We start from the raw sequence: 21,224 nt of genomic DNA, 5'->3' as shown, positions 1-21,224 counted from the left end.
AGCGTGAGGACCACAGACACTTGAGTGTACGACACGCGCCTCCGCCAACTCCAATCCGCCCATGTCAGCAGGGGTGGAGGGGTCGGCGAGCGCGCCCGCGCGTCTCAGGAGAACTGCACGTTGGCGAACGCGCGTCCGAAGATCTTCTTGCCGTTCGACTTCGCGACCATCGCGATCTGCCCGCGACGGGTCTCGGGGTCGAGCGACTTCACCTTGGCGGTGAGGTCGATCTGCCCGTAGCCGTCGGCCGGGACGTACACCGGGCTGGTGAACCGCACGTTGTACTCGTAGACCGCGCCGGGGTCGCCGATGAACGCGGAGAGGTACCCGCCGCCGATGCCCATCGTCTGCATGCCGTGCGCGACGGCGGTCTCCAGCCCCGCGATCTTCGCGATCTCGTCGCTGAAGTGGATGGGGTTGGGGTCACCGGCGACGCCCGCGTAGTTGATCAGGTTTCCGCGGGTGAGCTTGACGGTGCGCGGCTCGAGCTCCTGGCCGACGTACACGTCGTCGAAGCTGATCGCGCCGTAGGGCTTGGGGTCGACGACGGGGTCGGGCTCGGTGAAGAACCCGCTGTGGTCGGGGACGGTGCGGCCGTGGTCGTAGAAGGCGCCCTCGACGAGCATGGTGTGCGCGACGGTCGTCATGAACGACGGATCGGGCGCCTCACCGGCGCGGGCGACCAGCGTCGTCCACGTCGTCATCACCGGCACGTCGTGCTGGTTGTGGATCTGGTTCTTGGTCACCATGATGTCCGCGCCGCCCATCTGGCGGTAGGAGTCCAGTGACACGACGCAGATGAGGCGGTCGCCCACCTCGACAGGCTTGTGGAAGACCAGACGCTGGTCGGTCTGCATCATCTTCCACAGGTCCCAGCCCTCCACCATCTCCTCGAAGAGGCGGCGCTGGGCGATCATGCCGGGGATGGCGGCGAACGACAGCGGGGCGATCAACGTCGGGTGGCCGTTGGCGTTGGCGGCGGCCTCGTTCCAGTGGACGGGGTGCCCGTCCTGGACAGCGCGGGCGTACTCGCGGACCTTCTCGCGGCCGACCTCGTAGTAGTCCTCCACCGTGTAGTGGAAGCCCACCTGGGCGGCGGTGCGCTCGGCGATCTCCTCGGGCGACAGGCTGGTCTGGTTGGCCATGATGGCCAGCCGGTCCTCGACCGAGTTGATGGACGTGTCGCTCGCGTTGGTCACCCGAAACCCCTGTCTGCTCGCATGCCGCTCTACCCGAAGTGACCACCGCCCGAACGGGCGATGGTCACGGAGTGGGGATCGTCAGCGCGATTCCTTGTGCCCCTGGTGCTTGCCACAGTTGGGGCAGAACTTCTTGATCTCGAGACGATCGGGATCGTTGCGACGGTTCTTCTTGGTGATGTAGTTGCGGTGCTTGCACACCTCGCAGGCCAGGGTGATCTTCGGCCGCACATCGGTCGAGGAAGCCATTGTTCTCTCGCCTTTCGCATGTCTGTCAGGGGGTAGCGATGGCCGGACTCGAACCGGCGACCTAACGATTATGAGTCGTTCGCTCTAACCAACTGAGCTACACCGCCATGGCACCCCGGGGGGGTGGTCCCGGGAGTCCAGCGAGCCCCCTAACGGAATCGAACCGTTGACCTTTTCCTTACCATGGAAACGCTCTGCCGACTGAGCTAAGGGGGCCGGTCCTCGAGGGCAGCGGACCGCCCTGAGAGCCGTGTCGAGGTTACACACCGCTGCGATGGGTGACCAAATCGCTGTGACCTCGGCTGTGGCACGTGAAGGATTCGAACCTTCGTAGCTTGCGCGACGGATTTACAGTCCGCTCCCTTTGGCCGCTCGGGCAACGTGCCGTGCGCCGCGCGAAGCCTTCCGCGCGACGACACGAAACAGTACAACGTGACCCCCGCCCCCGCGAAAACCGCACGTCGCCGGTAGTTTCGCCGGATCCGGTCCGCGCTCGCCCGCGATCTGACGGCGCCGCCCGCGATGTGGTCGCTGCGCCACCCGGACGACGGTTCGCCCGCCCGATTGCGCGGGCGAGACCGGCACCCGGTGGCGAGACTCACCACCCGAGCGCCCGGGCGATCCTCGCGACGACCCGACGCGGTTGATCGCGGGCCTCCCGTGCACTCCACCTGACGAGGCGACGACCCTCGTCGAGGAACCGTTGCTGGCGGTATTTCTCGTCCTCCAGCACGTCCTCGACCGTGCGGTCGGAGTACCGGCCGAAGTACTTGCCCTCGCCGTCGCACTCACCGATCAGGTCGCCGTCGAACAGGAAGTCACACCGGCCGAGAAAGGTGCCCGACCGGTCGCAGATGTCCTGCTGCGTCCGCGGTACGGGCAGGCCGGCGTCGACGACGAGCAACCGACTGCGCGTCTCAGCCGGAGACTCGCAGGCGGGGTCCGTCCGTCGGAGCAGCATCAGGCCCCGACGCGAGCCGTGCCGCCCCCGCTCCAACTGCGCGGCGACCTCGTCCACCGTGCACAGACCCCGGTGCAGCGCCGCGTCCGCCGCGGCGACCGCCGTGAGCGTCGGCGCGGTGCGCAGGAGGTCGGCGACGGTGCGTGCAGCGGTCGTCACCAGCACTCCATCGATGAAGACGAGATCGGACTCGTCGACGTTCCGGTGCATGAGCTGGACCCCGCTCGCCCTGCTCCCCGACGCGCCCGCCCCGGGCCTGCCGAGCTGTACCCGCGACAGATCAGCGTCGGGGATCGGCAGCCCGTGGTGCGCGGCGGCGCTGACGTTCGCCAGCCCCACCCCGGTTGCGGCGTCCCGAGCCAGCGCCCGTGCGAGCACCAGGTGGCGCTCCTCGGGAAAGCCGCCCAGGAGGCGGCGCGGTGCGTAATACCCGCCGCCGATGGCGGCGAGCTCGCGGGCGGACACGGCGGCAGCGATGTCGGCCGGGCCGGCACCCAACTCCAGGAGCCGACTGCGTCGGACGGCGGACGGCAAGGCCACGAGATCGATGGTCATGGCGGCACTGTCATCGCGTCCCACGACGTCGATCAGGTGCGACGGGCCGCGACCGTCGCCGTCTGTGCGCCGGCGGACACCTGTGGACGGCCGATCTCGCCACCGGGGTGGCGTTTCGCCCGGGAGATCGAGCGGGCGAAACGTCTGCTCGGTGGCGAACCGCGAGCATCGCGGGCGAACCGACGACATCCCGTGCGAACTGCGTCGAACCGAGCAAGGGGTGGTCGTTACCCTGACCCCCATGGCTGATTCATCGTTCGACGTGGTGAGCAAGGTCGATCGGCAGGAGGTCGACAACGCCCTGAACCAGGCGGCGAAGGAGCTGTCGCAGCGCTACGACTTCCGCGGCACCAACACCGGCATCGAGTGGTCGGGCGAGGAGACCATCGTCATCACCTCCGACGCCGAGGAGCGCGCGCAGGCGGGCCTCGAGGTGTTCAAGGAGAAGCTGATCCGCCGCGACATCTCGCTGAAGGCGTTCGAGGCGGGTGACCCGCAGTCGTCGGGCAAGGGCTTCAAGATCACCGGCTCCATCAAGCAGGGCATCGACACCGAGAAGGCCAAGAAGATCTCGAAGGCCATCCGCGACGAGGGCCCCAAGGGCGTGAAGGCGCAGGTGCAGGGCGACGAACTGCGCGTCTCGAGCAAGAAGCGCGACGACCTGCAGGCCGTCATCTCGCTGCTGAAGAGCAAGGATTTCGAGATCGCCCTGCAGTTCGTGAACTACCGGTAGACGTCAGTACCGCCCGCGCGCCATCTCCTCGAGGCGCGCGATGCGGTCGCCGATCGGCGGGTGCGTCGAGAACAGCTGACCGATGCGCTCCCCGTTGCGGAACGGGTTGGCGATCATCAGGTGGCTCTGCGCGGCCAGGTCGGGCTGGGGCGGCAGCGGCGCGGCCTGCACCCCGCCGGAGATCTTGCGCAGCGCCGACGCGAGCGCCAGCGGGTCGCCGGTGAGCTCGGCACCGGAGGCGTCGGCCTGGTACTCCCGCGACCGCGACACGGCGAGCTTCACGACGGTCGCCGCGATCGGGCCGAGCAGCGAGATGAGGATCAACGCGAACGGGTTGGTCCCGCCCTCCCGGTTGCCGCCGAACATGCCCGCGAACATCGCGAAGTTGGCCAGACCGGAGACGACGGCGGCGAGAGCACCGGCGATCGACGAGATGAGGATGTCGCGGTTGTAGACGTGGCTCAGCTCGTGGCCGAGCACGGCCCGCAGCTCACGCTCGTCGAGCAGACCGAGGATGCCCTGCGTGCAGCAGACCGCGGCGTTCTTCGGGTTGCGCCCGGTCGCGAACGCGTTCGGCGCCTCCGTGGGGCTGATGTAGAGCGCGGGCATCGGCTGGCGCGCGGTGGTCGCGAGCTCGCGCACGATCCGGTACATCACCGGCGCCTGCACCTCGGTGACCGGCTGCGCATGCATCGCCTTCAGCGCCATCTTGGCGCTGTTGAAGTAGACGTAGGCGTTCATGCCGACGGCGAAGATCACCGCGACGAACAGGATCACCGGGCTGCGGAACGCGGCACCGATGGCGACGATGATCGCCGACATGACGCCGAGCAGCAGAACCGTCTTCAGTCCGTTGGCGTGGCCGTGCATGGCGTGTGCTCCTGATGGTCGAGAGATCCGGGGTGTCCGGTCATCGGGTCAACGAGCAGGCGCGACGCACGGTTCCCGCCGGTCAGCCGCTGCGTTCGACGGTGTAGCGGACGAGTGAGCTGAACGCGGCCTTCGCGTCGTTGTCGGGGAGGACGTCGAGTTCGGCGCGGGCCTGCTCGGCGTAGTCGGCGAGGGTCTCGCGGGCGCGGCTCATGCCCGACGACGCGATCAGCAGCGACAGCGCCTCGTCGACCTCGGCGTCGTCGGTGACGGGCCGCCGCTCCCCCGACGGCGTGAGCAACAGCTCGCGCAGTCGGACGCACTCGGGGTCGTCGAGGGCGTAGAGCACGGGCAGGGTGTGCACGCCCTCGCGCAGGTCGGTCCCTGGCGTCTTGCCCGACTCCCCCGACGCGGAGCTGATGTCGATGATGTCGTCGGAGACCTGGAACGCGGTCCCGACGATCCCGCCGAGGCGCGCGAGCCGGTCGGTGGTCTCGGCGTCGGCCCCCGACGTCATCGCGCCGAACCGTCCGGCGGCGGAGATGAGCACCGCGGTCTTCTCCCACACGACCTTCAGGTAGTGGTCGACGGCGCTCGCGCCGGCGGTGGTCCCGATGGTCTCGCGCATCTGACCGGTGACCAGTTCGGCGAACGTGTCGGCGATGATCAGCACCGAGTCCGGCCCGAGCGTCGACACCAGCCGCGACGCCCGCGCGAACAGGAAGTCACCGGCGAGGATCGCGACGCTGTTGCCCCATCGTGCGTTCGCGCTCACCGCACCGCGGCGCATCGTCGCCTCGTCCATGACGTCGTCGTGGTACAGCGTCGCGAGGTGGATGAGTTCGATCACCGTCGCGGCGGTGATCACCTCGTCGGCACGCGGCTGCGGTCCGAACTGCGCGGACAGCAGGGCGAAGAGCGGTCGGAACCGCTTGCCCCCGGCCTTGGCGAGGTGGGTGGCGGCCTCGGTGAGGAAGTCCTCACCGGACGACAGCTCGGAGATCAGCAGGTCCTCGACACGGCGCAGCGAGCCGGCGATCTCCTGGGCGAACTCGGCCGACCCCATCTCGATGCCGGCGAAGGTGGTCTTCATCGGCGCGCCTTGCGCGTGTACACGGCACAGCTCCATCTCGTCGGCCCGGTTCGTCTGCTCCTCCGCCGCGGCGCGGCTCGGGCCCACCGGGCACCTGCACCCGAGGGTAATGGGTCACGCGCGCCGTCGGTGATACTGGATCAGGTGAGTGATGTCGCATCGGCGCAGACCGACTCCGGCCGTGGGGACACCGTCCCCGCGTCCGCCGACGTCCTCGTCGTCGGCGCGGGGCCGGGTGGTTCGGCGACCGCCGCGTACGCCGCCGCGGCCGGCCACGACGTCGTGCTCCTCGACGCGGCGGTGTTCCCCCGCGACAAGACCTGTGGCGACGGCCTCACGCCGCGCGCGGTCGCCGAGATGGAGCACCTCGGCCTCGCCGGGTACCTGGCCGACCGGCCGCAGATCGTCGGGCTGGCGATGCGCGGTTGGGGTGCGGCGCAACGGGTTCCGTGGCCGTCAGGACGATTCCCCGAGCACGGCAGCGCCGTTGCGCGGACCGAGCTCGACGACGCCGTCCGCCGTGTGGCTCTCGACCGGGGCGTCCGCATGGTGTCGGGTGTGCGTGCGGTCGGGGCGGAGCTCCGCGACGGGGCCGTGCAGTCCGTCGACGTGGTCGGCGACGACGGTCCGTCCTCGATCCGGGTGAAGCAGGTGATCGTCGCCGACGGCGTCCGGTCCCCGCTGGGCAAGGCGCTGGGCCGCGAGTGGCATCGCGAGACCGCGTACGGCGTCGCCGCACGGTCGTACGTCACATCGGGCAGATCCGACGACGCGTGGATGGGCTCCGACCTCGAACTGCACGGCGCCGACGGCGAACTGTTGCCCGGCTACGGCTGGGTGTTCCCGCTCGGCGACGGCACGGTGAACCTGGGGGTGGGCGCGCTGGCGACGTCGCGACGACCGGCGCACATCGCGCTGCGGTCGGTGCTGACGCAGTACGCGGTGTCCCAACGGGACCGGTGGCAGCTCGACGGTGCGCCGCAGCGCATCGCGTCGGCGCTGTTGCCGATGGGCGGTGCGGTCACGAACGTCGCGGGCCGGAACTGGATGCTCGTCGGCGACGCCGCGGCGTGCGTGAACCCGCTGAACGGCGAGGGCATCGATTACGCCCTGGAGACAGGACGATTCGCCGCGCAACGGTTGCGCGAGCCCGATCACACCACCGACTGGCCGGCGTTGCTCACCGAGCACTACGGGACGGCGTTCTCCGCGGCCCGCCGGCTGGCGGGGGTGCTCACCGTGCCGAAGGCGGTGCCCGTGTTGGGCCGTCCGGGCATCCGGTCGCAGGCGCTGATGTCGATGGTCGTCCGCGTGATGGGCAACCTCATCACCGCCGAGGACAAGGACCTCGTCGCCCGCGCCTGGCACGCCGCGGGCAGGGTGTCGACGGTCGTCGACCATCGACCGCCGTTCAGCTGACTACGCGGCGATCCCGCTGTGCAGCGCGGCGATCCCGCCGGTGAGGTTGCGCCAGCGGACCCCGGTGAACCCGGCGTCGGCGATGCGGCGGGCCAGGGCCTCCTGGTCCGGCCAGGCCCGGATCGACTCCGCGAGATAGACATACGCGTCGGGGTTGCTGGAGACCCGTGTCGCCACGGCCGGGAGTGCCTTCATCAGGTACTCCATGTAGACGGTGCGGAACGGCGCGAACACCGGCGTCGAGAACTCGCAGATCACCAGGCGCCCACCCGGGCGCAGCACGCGGCGGAGTTCCGTCAGCGCGACGTCGACGTCGTTGACGTTGCGGAGGCCGAAGGAGATGGTCGCGGCGTCGAAGGACCCGTCGGCGAACGGCAGGTTGAGCGCGTCCGCGCCCACCTTGGGTACCGGCCGTGCGGAGCCGGCGTGCAGCATGCCGAGCGAGAAGTCGGCGGCGACGCAGCGCGCACCCGACGTCGCGAGTTCCTCGGTGGAGACGGCTGTGCCGGCGGCGAGGTCGAGGACGACGTCGTCGGGGGTCAGCGCCAGAGCTTCCCGGGTCGCCTTGCGCCACAACCGGTCCTGACCGAACGACAGGACGGTGTTGGTGATGTCGTAACGGCGCGCGACGCCGTCGAACATCGCGGCGACCTCGGACGGCTGCTTGTCCAGGCCCGCCCGGGACGTGGCTGCACTCATGTCACCACGGTACTGCCCGCTGATCGCCCCGCCGAACGTGCCGATGGTCACCCCCGTGCAGGCGGATATGCCCGCCGACCGGGCACAAGATCCCGCCGAGCGGGCATCAGATCCCGCCGAGCGTGCGGTAGATCCCGCCGAGCGTGCAGATCAGGCGGTACGGCGGGCGACGCCGAGGCTGCCGGCGCGGTCGACGACGGCCTCGTAGTGACCGAGCAGCTGGTCACAGATGGACGGCCAGGTGCGCCCGGCCACGCTCCGTCGGGCGGCGGCGCCGAACGCCGGGCCGACGGTCGGATCCAGCAGCGCGTCGACGGCGGCCGGGAGTCGCTGCTCGAACGACGGGACGTCGAGCAGGTAGCCGGTCCGCATCGGCGCGACGAGATCCTTCGGCCCGCCGGCGTCGGGTCCGACGACGGGGACACCGCTGGCGAGCGCCTCCTGCACGGCCTGGCAGAACGTCTCGTGCTCGCCGGCGTGGACGAAGACGTCGAAACTGGCGTAGGCCGCGGCGAGTTCGAGTCCCGACAGCTCGCCGGTGAACACCGCGCCGGGCATGAGGCGCTGCAGGCGGGCGCGTTCCGGCCCGTCGCCGACGATCACGATCTGCAGGTCACGTCGTCCCGCCAGCACCGCGAGCCGTTCGACGTGCTTCTCGGGGGCGAGGCGGCCGACGAACCCGACGATCGGCGCCCCCGTCGGGCTCCACCGGGCGCGCAGTGCGTCGTCGCGGCGGTCGGGCGAGAACTTCTCGGCGTCGACACCGCGGCCCCAACGGAATACGCGCGGGACACCATGGTCCTGCAGAGCTTTCACCGAAACCGACGACGGTGCGAGCGTCCGATCGCACGAGGCGTGCAGACGCCGTGTCCACGCCCACGCGGCCCGCGTCGTCAGTCCGATGCCGTAGCTCGCGGCGAACCCGGCGACGTCGGTCTGGAACACGGCGACCGTCGGGATGTCCAGGCGGTTCGCGGCGTGCGCGCCGGCGGCGCCGACGACGAACGGGGACGCGAGGTGCACGACGTCGGGCGCGAAGTCGGCGAGCGCCCGGTAGAGGATCCGGTGTGGGATGCCCACGGGCAGCGACGAGATCTTGGGGACGTTCACCGACGGCACGAGATGGACAGGGACGCCGTTGATCTCACGCGGCGCGGGAGGGGTGCCCCGCGGGGTGTCGGGCGCGATCACGATGGCGTCGTGTCCGCGACGGTCGAGGTGCTCGAGCACCCGCAGGACCGAGTTCACGACGCCGTTGGTGTTCGGCAGGAAACTCTCCGTCACGATGGCTGTACGCACGGCCCTCAGTGTGGTGAGCGCACCTGACCCGGATCGCTCTCCGACGTGACCCCGTCCGGAATGGCGGGTGAACTGTCTGTGCCCGGTTCACCCGCTGTCTCCCCGACGGTGTCGTCGACGTCGTCGGGGGCGTCCGGTCGACGCCGTCGTCGCCGCGAGTACTCCGCGATGCCCACCATCACGGCCAGCAGGACCGCCCACGTCCACCCGATCACCGACAGCGCGGGCACGATCGACAGGCTCGCGTCGCGCCCCGCGACCCGCACGGTGTCGGGGTTGCGGGTGTCGTACTCGACGCTGATGCGTTGGCCCGCGGTCAGTTCGGTCGGGTAGAAGATGCCCAGCCGCGGGCTGCGGAGTTCGCCGTCGGGTGTGTAGAACCGGACGGTCGACTTGGTGGCGCCGGCGGTCACGACGTCGGCGACGGCGGTGCCCTTGTGCGCGTCGATGGCCGCGTCGTCGCGGTAGCACCCGGCGACGACGACGCACATCATGACGGTGACGATCGCGCCGACGATGAGCAGCGCGATCTGCGTCCGTCGCAGCGCAGTCGGCATGCGCGACACGATACCGGCGCACCCTGTGCACGCTCGGAGCGACTTTTCCGCACGCTCGGCGGCATCTACTGCACGCTCGGCGAGCGCTATCGGTCCACTCGGCGGCGAGTATCGGCACGCTCGGCGAGGTCAGCCCGGGGTCACCCGTCGAGTCGGCGGCCCGAGCCGCCGAGCGTGCAGAAGATGCACGTCGAGCGGGCAGAAACTACGCGCCGAGCGGGCAGATACCTACCGGATCCCGGCTGAGATGGCCGCGTGGACGTCGCGGAGGCGGTCGCGGTCGGTGGGGACCTCGATCACGCGGACACCGCCGCCCTCCTCGCCGAGCGCCGCGGGCAGGTCCGTCAGCTCCACCCGACGGTGCGGCACCCCGAAGCCCGCGCACACCCGTCCGATGTCGGCGTGGTGCGGGGTGCCGAAGACCCGCTCGAACGCGCCGTCCCAGCCCTCGCCGGAGAACCGTCGCTCCCCCTGCTCGAGCAGGCCGAAGATCCCGCCGCCGTCGTCGTTGGCGACGACGATCGTCAGGTCCCGCGGCCGCGGCTCACCCGGCCCGATGAGCAGGCCCGACGCGTCGTGCAGGAACGTCAGGTCGCCCATGAAGGCGACGGTGCGACGGTCGTCGTGGGCGAGCGCGGTCCCGATCGCCGTCGAGTTCGTGCCGTCGATCCCGGCGACGCCACGGTTCGACATCACCCGCACCTCCGACGACACCCGCCCGGCCAGCGCGACGTCGCGGATCGGGTTCGACGCGCCGACGAGCAGCTGGTCGCCCGGTCGCATCGCGGCGCTCACCGTGCGCGCGACGTGCAGTCCGGTGGCGGGGCCCTCACGATCCAGTTCGGCGTCCACCGATGCGACCGCTCGCTGCTGCGCGTCGTCGCAGGCCTTCAACCAGTCCTCCGACGGTGCGCCCGCCACGACGGCCCGCGTGCCGGTGGCCAGCACGTTGCCCGACACGTCGGGCCAGCGTGGGCCGGTGGTCAGCGCGTAGACACGCACCTCGGGGTCGGCCAGGAGCCTCGAGACCTGCCGGTGCAGCGTCGGCCGCCCGCAGATGATCGCCTGCTTGGGCCGCAGCACCGACAGCGCCAACGGGTGCAGCGGCGTCTCCGGTGCGGGGGCGGTGGGCTCGGCGACGGTCGGGATCCCGGCCAGCTCGGGTCGTACGCCCGCGCCGTGTCCGGACACGACGACGGTGTCCTCGGTGATGTCGATGTCGAGCGGGACGTCGAGCTTGCCGACGGCCGCGGTCGTCCACGGGGCTCCGTCCGCGCGGCCCGCGAACACCCCGAGATCGTCGTCGGGTCCGACACCCTGCTCGGGTACCAGTGGCTCGCGCAGCGGGATGTCGAACTGGACCGGGCCGGCGTTGCCGGTCCGCGCGCCGCGGGCGGCGGCCAACACACGGCACACACCCGACCGCCACTGCGAGTTGGTGTCGAGGTCCTGCTCGGCGAGGCCGAGGCTGATGGCCGCGCGCACCTGCGTGCCGAAGATCCCGAACTGCTCGATGGTCTGGTTCGCGCCCGACCCCAGCAGCTCATAGGGCCGGTTGGCGCTGATCACGACCAGAGGGACGCGGGCGTAGTTGGCCTCGAACACGGCGGGGCTGACGTTGGCGACAGCGGTGCCGCTGGTCATCACGAACGGGACCGGGTTCCTCGACGCGACGGCGAGACCCAGTGCGAGGTAGCCGGCGGTCCGCTCGTCGATGCGGACGTGCAGTCGGAGACGACCGGCCCGATCGGCCGCGTGGAGGGCGAACGCGAGCGGCGCGTTCCGCGACCCCGGACACAGAACTGCCTCCCGCACGCCACCACGCACCATCTCGTCGACGATGACGCGGGCTTGCAGCGTGGACGGGTTCATCAGTCCAGGGTAGATACCCCCGACGGCGCGTCCGCCCGACGTGACGTGTCACCCGGTCGCTTCGGCACACCGATCGCCTCGGTCGACGCGAGCCGCTCCAGCAGCGGCACACACAGCATCAGCAGGCCACGCTCGGTCTCGTCGAGCTGCTCCTCGACGGCCCGGGCGAGCCAGACGTCGCGCTCGGCGCGGTCCTCGGTGAGGAGGTTCACACCGTCGCCGGTCAGGGACACGAGCTGCCGACGACGGTCCTCGGGATCGGTGGTGCGCGCGATCAGGCCCGCGTCGCTCAGCTTGTTCATGCTCACCGTCAGGGACTGCACGCGGACGTGCATCCGGTCGGCGAGCTCGGCGACGGTCGTCGTACCGAGGCGGTCGAGATACCCGAGGACGGTGACCTGCGTCAGCGTCAGGCCGTGGTCGGGCCGGTGCAGTCGCGCCGCCCGGCCGACACCCATCACGGCCTCGCGAAGCCGCGTCGCATCGACATCGGACATGACAAGAGAATAGACGACATCGCGCCGGGAAAGACGAGGTGTCTCGGGTGTACATCCCGGAGATACCAAGAGTAGCCTTGGCATCATGCTGGTCCGCTGGGTTGTCCTCGTCGCCGTCACGGCGATCGCGACCCTCGGACTCGACCGGCTCCACGTCCCCTCCGCCGCGCTGTTCGCGGGCCTCGTCGTCGCGGCCGCGCTGGCACTGCTCGGCTGGGCCCCGACAGCTCGCCCGGGTGCCGACGACGACGCCCCCACCAAGCCGCCCATGCCGCGGGCCTGGGGCATCGCCGGACAGGGCGTCCTCGGCGTCTACATCGGCACGATGGTCCAGCCCGACGTCCTCGGAGGCCTCGCGTCCTCGTGGCTGCCCGTCGTCGTGATCGCACTCGGCACGCTGGTCCTCTCGGTCGGCGGCGGCGCCCTGCTGGGCCTCAACCGCCGCGTCGACTCGCTCACCGGATCACTCGCCCTCGTCGCAGGTGGGGCGTCGGGACTCGTGGCCCTGACCCGCGAACTCGGCGGCGACGAGCGCGTCGTCGCGGTGGTCCAGTACGTCCGCGTCGGGCTGGTCACCGTCACCATGCCGATCGTCGCGACGCTCGTCTTCGGTGCCCACACCTCCGGCGCGTCGTCGCCGAAAGCCGACGCCGGTCTCACCGACCAGGCGTGGGGCCTGCTCCTGCTCGCGGTGGGCATCGGGATCGGACTGACCGTCGGGAAGCTGATACGACTGCCCGCCGCCGGACTGCTCGGGCCGCTGATCGTCACCGTCGTCGCCGAGCTCACCGGCTGGGCCGGGCCCGCCGCCGTGCCGACGATCCTCGTGACCGCCGCCTACGCCGTGATCGGCTGGCAGGCGGGCCTCGGGTTCACCATGGCCGCGATGAAGGCGATCGGAAAGATCCTCCCCCACGCGGTCGCCCTGATCCTGCTCATCGGCGTCGGCTCCGCCGGACTCGGTGCGGCGCTGAGCGTCTGGACCGGCGAGAGCATGTTCGACAGCTACCTCGCGACGACGCCGGGCGGCATCTACGCGGTGCTCGCGGCGGCGGCCGCGTCGGGCTCGAACATCACGTTCGTGCTCGCGTCGCAGATCGTCCGGGTGCTCACGATGCTGTTCGTCGCACCGTTTGCCGCCCGCGCGTACCACCGCTGGCGCACGCGTCGTCACGACGCGACCGCGCCCGATCAGCGCGAACCGGCGCACGTCTGAGGCCCTCCAGGGCGTCGGCGCGTCCCGAGTAGGGTCGCGACCATGACCGATTCGTCCCGGGAATTCGACGTCGTCGTGTTCGGAGCCACCGGCTTCGTCGGCGCGCTCACCGCCGACTACCTCGCCCGCCACGCCCCCGCCGGCACCCGTGTCGCGCTGGCCGGGCGCAGCGAGACCAAGCTCGCGTCGGTCCGCCGCACCCTGCCGGAGTCCGCGCACGACTGGCCGCTGATCGTCGCCGACGCCGACTCGCCGTCGTCGCTCGACGCGATGGCCGCGCGGACCCGCGTGGTGTGCACCACGGTCGGGCCGTACCTGAAGTACGGCGAGCTGGTCCTGGCCGCGACGGTCAACGCCGGCTCCGACTACGTCGACCTCACCGGTGAGGTCCCCTTCGTGCGCCTGTCGATCGACAAGTTCGGCGAGCAGGCCGCGTCGAACGGCTCCCGCATCGTCCACTCCTGCGGCTTCGACTCCATCCCCTCCGACATCGGCGTCTACCTGCTGCATCGCGCGGTCGAGGAGGCCGGCGCGGGCGAGATGACCGACACCACCCTCGTCGTGAAGTCGTTCAAGGGCGGGGTCTCCGGCGGCACCATCGACTCGATGCGGGTCATCGCCCAGGAGGCCAAGGACCCGGCGACCCGACGGACCCTTCTCGACAAGCACGCGTTGTCGACCGGCCCGGGCGAGGCGCGACTGCGTCGCGAGGGCGAACCCAGCGACACCAAGCTGGTCCCGGCGTCGAGTGTCGACCCGTCGCTGAAGGGCACGCTGGCGCCGTTCGTCATGGCGTCGCACAACACCCGCATCGTCCGACGCAGCAATGCGTTGCTGGACAACGCCTATGGCGAGCGGTTCCGGTACTCCGAGGTGATGTCGGTGGGGTCGCTGCCGGTCGTCTCGACCATCGCCGCGGGCGCCGTCGCCGGCGGACTCGGGGCGTTCCTCGCGGCCATGGCGTTCACGCCGACCCGCAAGGTCCTCGACCGCATCCTCCCCTCCCCCGGATCCGGACCGAGCGAGAAGGCCCGCGAGACCGGCCATTTCACCTGCGACGTCTACACGACGACGACCACGGGCAAGCGGTTCTCGTCGCGCGTCTCGGCGAAGGGTGATCCCGGGTACAAGGCGACCGCGGTGATGCTCGGCGAGAGCGCGCTGACCCTCGCCCTGGACCGCGACAAGCTGCCGAACCTCACCGGTGTGCTCACCCCGGCCGCGGCGATGGGCGATGCCCTGGTCGACCGTCTGCGCGGCGCGGGCATGACGCTGACCGCCGGGCCGGTCGGCGCCACCACCACGGCCTGACCCGGCCGTGACGCCGCGCGTCCTGTTCGTCTGCACCGGCAACATCTGCCGGTCGCCGATGGCCGAATACCTACTGCGACACCGACTCCGCGACCATTCCGATGCGGTGTCGGTCAGCAGTGCCGGGGTCGCCGCTCTCGTCGACCACACCGTGCACCCGCTGACCGCGGAGGTCCTGGCCGAGCGGGGAATCGCCACCGACGGGTTCGCGGCCCGCTACCTCACACCGGCGATGCTGAACGAGGCCGACCTCGTCCTGGGCATGTCCCGCGAGCACCGCGACGCGGCGACGACGAAGGCGCCGGTGCGATGGAAGCGGATCGCGGTGGCCCGAGAGTTCGACGAGGCGATCGCCGTTCGCACAGCCGATCTCGCCGCCACCCGCTTCCCCGGCGATCGCAACCGGCCCGAGCTCGACATCGCCGACCCGATGGGGCGCCCGCGCGAGGAGTTCGACCGCGTCGCAGCCGAACTCGACCCGCTGATCGAGCGGCTCGCCGACTGGCTGATCGGCCTCCGGGGTCAGTAGGCCCCGCGGCTCGAGACCACCGTGCGGATCGTGCGCCACAGGATCGCGATGTCCTGGGCGATCGACCAGTTCTCGACGTAGCTGAGATCGAGCCGGACCGACTCCTCCCAGTTCAGGTCGGAACGGCCGGACACCTGCCACAGGCCGGTGATCCCGGGCCGCACCAGCATCCGTCGGGCGATGGGTCCGGTGTAGCGCTGCACCTCCGACGGCAGCGGTGGCCGCGGACCGACGAGACTCATCGATCCGCCGAGGACGTTGAAGAGCTGCGGCAGCTCGTCGAGGCTGTAGCGGCGCAGGAACTTCCCGACGCGGGTGACCCGCGGGTCGTCGCGCATCTTGAACAGCAGACCGGCGCCCTCGTTCTGCGCCTGCAGGGCGGCGAGTCTCGCGTCCGCGTCGACGCACATCGACCGGAACTTCCACATGGAGAACGGTTCGTTGTTCAGCCCCACCCGCTCGGCGCGGTAGAAGACCGGACCGGGCGAGTCGAGCTTGACCGCGATCGCACAGGCGATGAGGACCGGCGCGGCGAGGATCACCGCGGCGAGCGACCCGAGCCGGTCGACGGTCGCCTTCATGATCCGGTTGGCGCCCTGATAGGTCGGCTTCTCGACGTGCAGGAGCGGCAGCCCCGCGACGGGACGGACCAGCATCCGCGGTCCGGCGACGTCGACGACACCGGGGTCTACGACCATGTCGACGTGCAGACCCTCGAGCTCCCAGGACAACTCGCGCATCGCGGAGTGCCCGAGGACCTCGGCGGAGGTGACCGCGACCGTCGTCGCCCGCGACGCGACGACCGCGTCGCCGGCCTGGGAGAAGTCACCGAGGACGGGGACGCTGTGGTCGCCGATGGTGATCTCGGTGCGGGTGCCGGGCGTCGGCAGGCACACCCCGACCACCTCGAAACCGAGCTGCGGGTTGCGGGCCAGGTGCGCGATGAGCGGCCGCGCGGAGCGCTCGCCACCGATGACGAGTACGTGGTTCAGGCAGGCGCGACGACGTCGGGACGCCTTGAGGTCGAGGCGCCACAGGAAGTGGGACAGCAGCAGTCCCACCGTCCCGAGCGGCAACGCGAGCGCGATGAAGCCGCGCGCGATGTTCAGCTTGAGCAGCAGGTCGACGATGGCGAGCAGGCCGAACAGCGTGAGGCTGGCGCTGACCACGCGACTGAACTCCGTCGGTCCGCTGCCGATGATGCGCAGGTCGGCGACGCGGGTGATGTTCAGCAGCACCACCCACAGGCCCGCGATGAGCGTGGCGACGAGGACGGCCGGGATCTCGAGACGCGCGACGGGGATGGTGAGTTCGGTGCCGAAGCGGGCGATCTCCGCTGCGACGACGGCCACGACCACCACGATCGCGTCGGTGACGAGGAGACGTCGGCGGTACCGGTCGGCCCACGTGGTGAGGCGTTCCCGGGTACGGGGTCGGATGGTGCGACGCGCGGGAACCCGGCCGGTGATCCGCTCGCGGGCGCTCGTCTCGGCCGTCATCACGCTCCCCTCACATCACGAACACCCCAGTGCCTTTCGGCCCCGGACGTGCACCGCGAATTACTTGCATCATGCCAATATTTCGACGATGACAAGTAATTCGAATGCGCCACATCGCGCGTCAGATGAACGCATGACAACTGCTTTCGACCCGACTCGCTGAACCTATATTCTCCGACCGTCACCCGCAACCGATCGGGCGGAACTCACGCATCCGACGGACAAGCAGGTCGATGTGACGCTGTCGCGACGTCGGGATGAACGGGCGGAAAAGCCCTGCTAGGGCTGGCCGGGCTTGAGGGCGACGAACAGCCCGTCTGCCTCGGCGCACAGTCGGTCACCGTCGTGCATTGTCGCGGTGACGAAGATTTTACGTCCGTCTATCCGGTCGATTCCCGTGCGAACAGTGAGATCGCGATAAAGCGGCGTTATCGATCGATAATTCACCGTCAAATAGGCGGTTCTGGTCACTTTTCCGGAGGAGAGTGCGCCGGTCATTCCGAGGAGATCGTCGAATGCGAGACCGATGTAGCCACCGTGCGCGGCATTGTTGCCACCGAGGTGGAACCGGGAGAAGCGGACCGTCGCCTCGACACCGGTCTCGTCGGCCTTGCTGACCTCGTAGGGCGGGAGGGTGATGTTGCCGCGCGCGGGCAGGTCGATACGTGTGCCCGACGGTGCGTTCCACTCGTCGATCGCGACCGCGCCGAGCTCGTCGTTCATCAGCGCGAGGGACGCGATCATGCGGTCGACGAGTTCCTCGCTCGGTTCGGCCGCGCGCACCCGGTCCATGAACAGTCGCACCGCGTCGACGAACTCCCCGTACCGCGGGCCGCCGCGGTCGGTGTTGATGGCCATGTCGGTGCGGAAGCCGCCCTCGTGCGCGTCGTCCTGGGTGGTCGCACCGGTCTCACTCATCGCCTCACGCTATCGGTAGCGCGTCGGGGACCACGCAGGCGCGTCACTAGGCTCGACAGGATGAGCGACGCCACCGAGTCCCCGTTCCAGCCCGAGCAGTGGGCGGCCGTCGAGGGATTCGACGACCTCACCGACCTCACCTACCACCGCCACACCGGGGACGGTCGGGAGAACGGGATCGTGCGGATCGCCTTCGACCGTCCGGAGGTGCGCAACGCGTTCCGCCCGCACACCGTCGACGAGCTGTACCGCACCCTCGACCACGCCCGGCGCACACCGGACGTCGGGACAGTGCTGCTGACCGGCAACGGACCGAGCCCGCGCGACGGCGGATGGGCGTTCTGCAGCGGTGGCGACCAGCGGATCCGCGGGCGGTCGGGATATCAGTACGCCGGGGGCGAGACCGCCGACTCCGTGGACTCGGCGCGCGTCGCCGCCGAGGGCGGTCGGCTGCACATCCTCGAGGTGCAGCGGCTGATCCGCACGATGCCGAAGGTCGTCATCGCCGTCGTCGGCGGGTGGGCGGCCGGCGGCGGGCACTCGCTGCACGTCGTCTGCGACCTCACCATCGCCTCGCGGCAGCACGCGCGGTTCAAGCAGACCGACGCCGACGTGGGGTCCTTCGACGCCGGGTACGGCAGCGCCTACCTGGCCAAGCAGGTCGGACAGAAGTTCGCCCGCGAGATCTTCTTCCTCGGCCGCAGCTACGACGCGGAGACGATGCAGCGGATGGGCGCGGTGAACGAGGTCGCCGACCACGCCGACCTGGAGAACACCGCCGTCGAGTGGGCCCGCGCCATCAACGGCAAGTCCCCCACCGCCCAGCGGATGCTGAAGTTCGCCTTCAACCTCACCGACGACGGGCTGATGGGCCAGCAGGTCTTCGCCGGCGAGGCCACCCGCCTGGCCTACATGACCGATGAGGCCGTCGAGGGCCGCGACGCCTTCCTCGAGAAGCGCGACCCCGACTGGACCGCGTTCCCGTACTACTACTGACCGGCGGTCGTCACAAACGTCCGGCATGGGCGCCAGGAGGGCATATCGCCCTCTGCTCGCCTGGAGCGGTCGTTTGTGACGGGAATCGGAACCGCGGGCGGATTTCTCGCGTCCAATGCACGTGGACACCAGGGTGTACTCGCGGCAGCAGCTGGTCGAGATGCACGGCACCGCGCAGTTCCGTCGGCTGGTCGCCGCAGGCGCCCTGACCCCGGTTCGGCGGGGCTGGTACGCCGGGCCCGATGCGACGCCGCGGGTTGTCGAGGCGGTGCGTGCCGGTGGCGCTTTGAGCTGCGTGTCGGCGCTGGCCGTGCGCGGCCTCTGGATGCCGCCGGGGTACTCGGATCGGGTGCACCTCCGCGCGTCGAAGCACCTGTCGACGCACCGCAGCTGTCGCCTGCCCGGCGGGGTGCAGCCGGTCACCTCGGCCATCGACAGCCTCGGCGATGCCTTGGCCTGCGCGTCCCTGTGCATGACCGACGAGGACTGGGTCATCGTCGTCGACTCCGCCCTGAACAAGCACACGCTGACGATCCCTCGCCTGCAGGAGCAGATGGGTGTCGTCTCCGCGCGGATGCGGCGGTTGATGGCGCGGTGCGACGGACGGTCGCAATCGGGAACGGAGTCCGCGGTGCGGTTCCGTCTCCAGTCGAGGCGGGTCGTGGTGGAGGTGCAGCCGGATGTGCCGACGGTCGGGAGGGTCGACCTCCGCGTCGGACGCATCCTCATCGAGTGCGACAGCGTCGAACACCACACCGGCATCGAGACCTACCAGAAGGACCGCAACCGTGACCGTGCCGCCGTCCTCCGCGGCGAGGCGACCTGGCGGGTCACCTACAAGGACGTCTTCGTCGACTGGGCGACCGCCGGTCGGGACCTCTTCGGCCTGATCGCCGCGGACAGACATCGCGACCGCCGTCAGAAACGTCCGGCATAGGTGCGCAGAGGGCAATATGCCCTCTGCTCGCGCCCAGCAGACGTTTGTGACGACTCACCGGTCCGACAACCGCCGATCGAGGATCCGGGTGGCGATGGGGACGGCGACGGCGAGGATGACCGCGGAGCAGATCATGGTGTAGGCCTGGGCGTGTTGGGATGCCCAGGTGATCGGTTCGCGCACAGAGGGATTGGCCGAGATCGGGTTGCCGAAGCCCTGGCGGAAGCTGCGGGCGACGGCGGTGACGGGGTTCCACGAGGCGAGGAAGCGCAGCGGCTCGGGCAGCAGCCGCGACGGGATGAACGCCGACGACACGAAGCTGACGGGGAACACCACCGTCATCAGCAGGGTCTGCGCGGCCTGCGCCGACGCGCTGACCAGCCCGATGATCGCGCCCACCCACGACAGCGCGAACCCGAACACCAGCGCCGTCCCGAACGACCCGACGGCGAACCAGAACCCCTCGGAGATCCGGAACCCGACCGCGTACCCCGCCGCGGTCATCACGGCCAGCCCGACGACGTTGATCGTCAGGTCGGAGACGGTGCGGCCCACGATGATCGCCATCCGCGACATCGGCAGCGACCGCATCCGGTCGACCATCCCGGCGGCGAGATCCTCCGACAACCCCAGCGCGGTGTACCCGGCGTTGAACGTGACGGTCTGCGCCATGATCCCGCCGATCAGGAACTCCCGGTAGCGATCTCCCCCGAGCGCGTCACCGAACACGTACGAGAACAGCAGCACGAACATCAGCGGCTGCAGCACCACCCCGAGCAGCATCTGCAGGTTCCGCGCGATGATCCGCAGGTTCCGCACCGCGACGACCTCGCAGTCGACGAGGAACGGCACCACTCCCCGATCGCGCACCACCGCGGCCGTCACGACGCCCCGCCGTCGACGGTCAGCGAGCGGAACGCGTCGTCGAGCGAGGGCTCGCGCACCGACGCCTCGGCGACGGCGATCCCCGCGACCGCCAGCGCCGACACCACGGCAGCGACAGCCTCGGCCCCGTCGAGCGCCTCGACGGTCACCACGTCCCCGACCACCTCGACGGACACGTACCCGTCCCCGACAGCCTCGTGGACGCGCCTCGCGTCGACATCCGACGCCAGCCGCACGGTCACCGTCGACGTCCCGAACCGTTGCTTCAGCTCCTCCGGTCCGCCACGTGCGACGACCGCCCCGCGGTGGATGACGGTGACGTCGTCGGCGAGACGGTCGGCCTCCTCGAGGTACTGCGTCGTCAGCAGCACGGTGCTGCCCTCGGCGGCGAGGTCGCGCACCGACTCCCACAGCGTCTCGCGACTCGGCGGGTCCAGGCCGGCGGTCGGCTCGTCGAGCACGACGACGGGCGGCCCGGCGACCAGCGCGCCCGCGAGGTCGAGCTTGCGGCGCATCCCACCCGACCAGGTCCGCACCCGACGGCCGGCCGCGTCGGCGACACCGAAGCGTTCCAGCAGTTCGTCGGCCCGACGACCCGACGCCCGCCGACCGAATCCCGACAGCCGCGCGATCATCGCGAGATTCTCGCGCCCGGTCAGCGAGTCGTCGACGGTGGCGTACTGCCCCGACAGCCCGAGCAGCCCGCGGGCGCGGTGCGGTTCGGCGACGACGTCGACCCCGGCGACGCGCACAATGCCCGACGCCGGCCGGACGAGCGTGGCGATGGTCCGCACCGTGGTCGTCTTGCCGGCGCCGTTGGGCCCCAGCAGCGCCATCACCGACCCCGCCGGCACCGACATCGACACCCCGTCGACGGCGACCGCGTCCCCGAACGCGACGGTCAGGTCGTCGACCTCGAGCGTCATGTCG

21 protein-coding genes and 3 tRNA genes are annotated in these 21,224 nt (G+C 70.4%); 7 read left to right on the top strand and 17 right to left on the bottom strand.

All coding sequences use genetic code 11. The features are described from left to right. Positions 1-104: 104 nt before the first annotated feature. From LX12_RS15760 to LX12_RS15735, 6 genes are all read right to left on the bottom strand, one after another. Positions 105-1,145 carry a fused (3R)-hydroxyacyl-ACP dehydratase subunits HadA/HadB gene (locus LX12_RS15760; RefSeq protein ID WP_253655555.1) on the bottom strand — a complete coding sequence of 347 codons (1,041 nt, stop codon included), beginning with the start codon at positions 1,143-1,145 and terminating at the stop codon, positions 105-107. A 135-nt stretch (positions 1,146-1,280) separates the two neighbouring features. Next, on the bottom strand, positions 1,281-1,448 hold the full coding sequence (gene rpmG / locus LX12_RS15755) for a 50S ribosomal protein L33 (RefSeq protein ID WP_045823858.1): 168 nt from the start codon (positions 1,446-1,448) through the stop codon (positions 1,281-1,283). Between the two features lie 33 nt (positions 1,449-1,481). Further along, a tRNA-Met gene (locus tag LX12_RS15750) sits at positions 1,482-1,555 on the bottom strand. Positions 1,556-1,591: 36 nt separating this feature from the next. Further along, a tRNA-Thr gene (locus LX12_RS15745) sits at positions 1,592-1,664 on the bottom strand. Between the two features lie 89 nt (positions 1,665-1,753). After that, positions 1,754-1,834, bottom strand: a tRNA-Tyr gene (locus LX12_RS15740). 212 nt (positions 1,835-2,046) lie between these two features. Then, positions 2,047-2,964, bottom strand: coding sequence for a hypothetical protein (locus tag LX12_RS15735; RefSeq protein WP_253655516.1), 918 nt, complete (start codon positions 2,962-2,964; stop codon positions 2,047-2,049). 241 nt (positions 2,965-3,205) lie between these two features. Between LX12_RS15735 and LX12_RS15730 the strand changes: the two genes are divergently transcribed. Beyond that, the gene (locus tag LX12_RS15730; protein ID WP_253655515.1) at positions 3,206-3,697 is read left to right on the top strand and encodes a YajQ family cyclic di-GMP-binding protein; all 492 of its coding nucleotides are present in this window, start codon (positions 3,206-3,208) and stop codon (positions 3,695-3,697) included. 3 nt (positions 3,698-3,700) lie between these two features. Here LX12_RS15730 and htpX read toward each other — a convergent pair whose 3' ends face one another. Both htpX and LX12_RS15720 read right to left on the bottom strand, forming a co-directional pair. Beyond that, positions 3,701-4,567, bottom strand: coding sequence for a zinc metalloprotease HtpX (gene htpX / locus LX12_RS15725; RefSeq protein ID WP_253655514.1), 867 nt, complete (start codon positions 4,565-4,567; stop codon positions 3,701-3,703). Between the two features lie 82 nt (positions 4,568-4,649). Beyond that, entirely contained in the window at positions 4,650-5,660 is a 1,011-nt protein-coding gene (locus LX12_RS15720; protein WP_253655513.1) for a polyprenyl synthetase family protein, read from the bottom strand. A gap of 144 nt (positions 5,661-5,804) precedes the next feature. On the opposite strand from LX12_RS15720, the gene LX12_RS15715 reads away from it, so the two are divergent. Further along, the gene (locus LX12_RS15715) at positions 5,805-7,079 is read left to right on the top strand and encodes a geranylgeranyl reductase family protein (RefSeq protein WP_253655512.1); all 1,275 of its coding nucleotides are present in this window, start codon (positions 5,805-5,807) and stop codon (positions 7,077-7,079) included. Here the strand turns inward: LX12_RS15715 and LX12_RS15710 are convergent, their stop codons facing one another. The 5 genes from LX12_RS15710 to LX12_RS15690 all read right to left on the bottom strand — a co-directional run bounded on the left by LX12_RS15710 (position 7,080) and on the right by LX12_RS15690 (position 12,003). After that, positions 7,080-7,778 carry a demethylmenaquinone methyltransferase gene (locus LX12_RS15710; RefSeq protein ID WP_253655511.1) on the bottom strand — a complete coding sequence of 233 codons (699 nt, stop codon included), beginning with the start codon at positions 7,776-7,778 and terminating at the stop codon, positions 7,080-7,082. A gap of 150 nt (positions 7,779-7,928) precedes the next feature. Further along, positions 7,929-9,077, bottom strand: a complete 1,149-nt coding sequence (locus tag LX12_RS15705; RefSeq protein WP_253655510.1) for a glycosyltransferase family 4 protein — start codon at positions 9,075-9,077, stop codon at positions 7,929-7,931. Positions 9,078-9,082: 5 nt separating this feature from the next. Continuing rightward, positions 9,083-9,634, bottom strand: a complete 552-nt coding sequence (locus LX12_RS15700; protein ID WP_253655509.1) for a DUF3592 domain-containing protein — start codon at positions 9,632-9,634, stop codon at positions 9,083-9,085. Positions 9,635-9,862: 228 nt separating this feature from the next. Then, the gene (menD, locus tag LX12_RS15695; protein ID WP_253655508.1) at positions 9,863-11,506 is read right to left on the bottom strand and encodes a 2-succinyl-5-enolpyruvyl-6-hydroxy-3-cyclohexene-1-carboxylic-acid synthase; all 1,644 of its coding nucleotides are present in this window, start codon (positions 11,504-11,506) and stop codon (positions 9,863-9,865) included. Beyond that, the gene (locus tag LX12_RS15690; protein ID WP_253655507.1) at positions 11,506-12,003 is read right to left on the bottom strand and encodes a MarR family winged helix-turn-helix transcriptional regulator; all 498 of its coding nucleotides are present in this window, start codon (positions 12,001-12,003) and stop codon (positions 11,506-11,508) included. The genes menD and LX12_RS15690 overlap by 1 nt, the downstream gene beginning before the upstream one ends. A gap of 88 nt (positions 12,004-12,091) precedes the next feature. On the opposite strand from LX12_RS15690, the gene LX12_RS15685 reads away from it, so the two are divergent. Genes LX12_RS15685 through LX12_RS15675 form a run of 3 tightly spaced genes read left to right on the top strand, consistent with a single transcriptional unit; the run spans position 12,092 to position 15,059 of the window. Next, positions 12,092-13,219 (top strand): AbrB family transcriptional regulator, encoded by a 1,128-nt coding sequence (locus LX12_RS15685; RefSeq protein ID WP_253655554.1) that lies wholly within the window; start codon positions 12,092-12,094, stop codon positions 13,217-13,219. A gap of 42 nt (positions 13,220-13,261) precedes the next feature. Then, complete coding sequence (locus LX12_RS15680) at positions 13,262-14,530, top strand: saccharopine dehydrogenase family protein (protein ID WP_253655506.1); 1,269 nt, start codon at positions 13,262-13,264, stop codon at positions 14,528-14,530. A gap of 7 nt (positions 14,531-14,537) precedes the next feature. Continuing rightward, complete coding sequence (locus LX12_RS15675; RefSeq protein ID WP_253655505.1) at positions 14,538-15,059, top strand: arsenate reductase/protein-tyrosine-phosphatase family protein; 522 nt, start codon at positions 14,538-14,540, stop codon at positions 15,057-15,059. Here LX12_RS15675 and LX12_RS15670 read toward each other — a convergent pair. Next, positions 15,053-16,558, bottom strand: coding sequence for a sugar transferase (locus tag LX12_RS15670; RefSeq protein ID WP_253655504.1), 1,506 nt, complete (start codon positions 16,556-16,558; stop codon positions 15,053-15,055). The genes LX12_RS15675 and LX12_RS15670 overlap by 7 nt on opposite strands. A gap of 279 nt (positions 16,559-16,837) precedes the next feature. Further along, entirely contained in the window at positions 16,838-17,476 is a 639-nt protein-coding gene (locus LX12_RS15665; protein ID WP_253655503.1) for a PaaI family thioesterase, read from the bottom strand. 60 nt (positions 17,477-17,536) lie between these two features. Between LX12_RS15665 and LX12_RS15660 the strand changes: the two genes are divergently transcribed. Both LX12_RS15660 and LX12_RS15655 read left to right on the top strand, forming a co-directional pair. Next, a complete protein-coding gene (locus tag LX12_RS15660) occupies positions 17,537-18,472 on the top strand; it encodes a 1,4-dihydroxy-2-naphthoyl-CoA synthase (RefSeq protein WP_253655502.1) in 936 nt (311 codons plus the stop codon). A 121-nt stretch (positions 18,473-18,593) separates the two neighbouring features. After that, complete coding sequence (locus tag LX12_RS15655; protein ID WP_253655501.1) at positions 18,594-19,409, top strand: putative endonuclease domain-containing protein; 816 nt, start codon at positions 18,594-18,596, stop codon at positions 19,407-19,409. Positions 19,410-19,463: 54 nt separating this feature from the next. On the opposite strand, the gene LX12_RS15650 is transcribed toward LX12_RS15655, so the two are convergent. Then, the gene (locus LX12_RS15650) at positions 19,464-20,294 is read right to left on the bottom strand and encodes an ABC transporter permease (RefSeq protein ID WP_253655500.1); all 831 of its coding nucleotides are present in this window, start codon (positions 20,292-20,294) and stop codon (positions 19,464-19,466) included. Then, positions 20,291-21,220, bottom strand: a complete 930-nt coding sequence (locus tag LX12_RS15645) for an ABC transporter ATP-binding protein (RefSeq protein WP_253655499.1) — start codon at positions 21,218-21,220, stop codon at positions 20,291-20,293. The genes LX12_RS15650 and LX12_RS15645 overlap by 4 nt, the downstream gene beginning before the upstream one ends. Positions 21,221-21,224 lie beyond the last annotated feature (4 nt).

The sequence above is a fragment of the Williamsia serinedens genome (assembly GCF_024171725.1).
GTDB classification, from domain to species: Bacteria; Actinomycetota; Actinomycetes; order Mycobacteriales; family Mycobacteriaceae; genus Williamsia_A; species Williamsia_A serinedens.
Note: the sequence above shows the minus strand (reverse complement) of the source record. Positions and strands in the feature narration are given on the sequence as shown.